The sequence below is a fragment of the Sphingomonas sp. FW306-1B-B10E genome (genome assembly GCF_058782005.1).
This window is the reverse complement of the sequence record NZ_JBYSXG010000112.1, coordinates 1-1,555: the sequence shown is the minus strand read 5'-3', so window position 1 is coordinate 1,555 and position 1,555 is coordinate 1. Positions and strand designations below refer to the sequence as shown.

1 protein-coding gene and 1 pseudogene are annotated in these 1,555 nt (G+C 70.0%); one reads left to right on the top strand and one right to left on the bottom strand.

Annotated features, from left to right (window positions below; translation table 11 throughout):
• On the top strand, positions 1–1,229 hold a 1,229-nt coding region (locus tag AC3WJI_RS21595), incomplete at its 5' end, for a M28 family metallopeptidase (RefSeq protein WP_492759367.1).
• Between the two features lie 52 nt (positions 1,230–1,281).
• On the opposite strand, the pseudogene AC3WJI_RS21590 reads toward AC3WJI_RS21595, so the two are convergent.
• Positions 1,282–1,555: pseudogene (locus tag AC3WJI_RS21590) on the bottom strand (hypothetical protein); the annotation flags it as partial.

The following is a 1,555-nucleotide window of genomic DNA, read 5'->3' as shown; positions in this document are numbered from 1 at the left end:
AGCCCAGCCCCGCCCGCCTCAAGGCGGACGTCGAGAAGCTCGTCAGCTTCGGCACCCGCCACACTTTGTCCTCCCCCGATCATCCCACCCGCGGGATCGGCGCCGCGCGGCGCTGGTTCGCGAGCGAGCTCGGGCGGATCGGCGAAGGGTGTGGTGGCTGCATCGACGTCGCCAATGTCGCGCGGACCTTCACCAACGATCGCGCGCCCAAGGGCGTCGAGATCGTCGACGTGCTCGGCTTCCAGCGCGGCCGCGATCCCAAGCGCGTCGTTATCGTGATGGGGCATATCGACAGCCGCGTCACCGACGTGATGAACGCCACTTCGGACGCGCCCGGCGCCAATGACGACGCCTCGGGCGTCGCGCTCGTGCTCGAGGCGGCGCGGATCCTGTCGAAGGAGAAGTTCGACGCGACGATCGTCTATGCGGCGCTTTCGGGCGAGGAGCAGGGGCTGTTCGGCGGTACCCTGCTCGCCGAGACCGCCAAGGAGCGCGGCTGGACGGTCAGCGCAGTGCTCAACAACGACATCGTCGGCAATACGATCGGTCAGGACGGCCGCCGCGTCGCCGATCGGGTGCGGGTGTTCTCGGAAGGCATCCGCGAGGTAGAGCCGCTGCCAGGGCAACTGGCCCGGCGCGCCGATGGCGGCGAGGACGACGGGCCGTCGCGGGCGCTGGCCAAGGCGATCGATGGCGTCGCGGGCGGAATGCGCGGCGGGCTCGACGTGTTCGTGGTGCGGCGCTTCGACCGGTTCGGGCGCGGCGGCGACCATTCGCCGTTCCTCAAGCTCGGCTATCCGGCGGTGCGCTTCAGCGTGGGCGCCGAGAATTACGACCAGCAGCATCAGGACCTGCGCAGCGAGGGCGGGAAGGTCTATGGCGACACCGTCGACAAGATGGACTTTCCCTATCTCGCCAAGGTGACCGCGATCAACGTCGCTACCCTGCGCCGGCTCGCCAAGGCGCCCGCTGCGCCGACGAGCGTGACGATCGGCGGCGCGCTGGCGACCGACACTTCGGTCAAATGGGAGCCGGTGCCGGGCGCTTCAGGCTATCGCGTTCACTGGCGCCGCGCCGACGCGCAGGACTGGCAGCAGCACGTCGATGTGAAGGGCAGCGAGACCGCCCTCAAGGGCGTGATCGTCGACGATACCTTCGTCGGGGTCTCGGCGCTCGGCGCGGACGGCGCGGAGAGCCTCGTCACCTTCGGTGGGCGCGAGCGGCGGTAAACTACCACCCCGGCCTTCGCCGGGGTGGATAGGTCAACGAGCCTGATCCCCCTTAGCGGCAGCCGCAGCGTGGCGTGTATTTGCGTAGGAGCCGCTTGGTCGGGCGGCGCACATACGAACGCTCGACATATTCGGTGACCGTCGTGGTCGTCGTCGCCGCGGCGGGGATGACCACGACGGTGGTCGTGCTGCCGCCATAGGCCGCGCCGTAGCTGCCTACCCATGCGCCGTTCTGCCAGGCCATGCCGGCGGGATAGGGTGCCGGGCAGCCCTGCGGGCAGGGCGGCGGCGCGCCATAGGTCACGGGCGGTGGCGGTGGCGGGGGC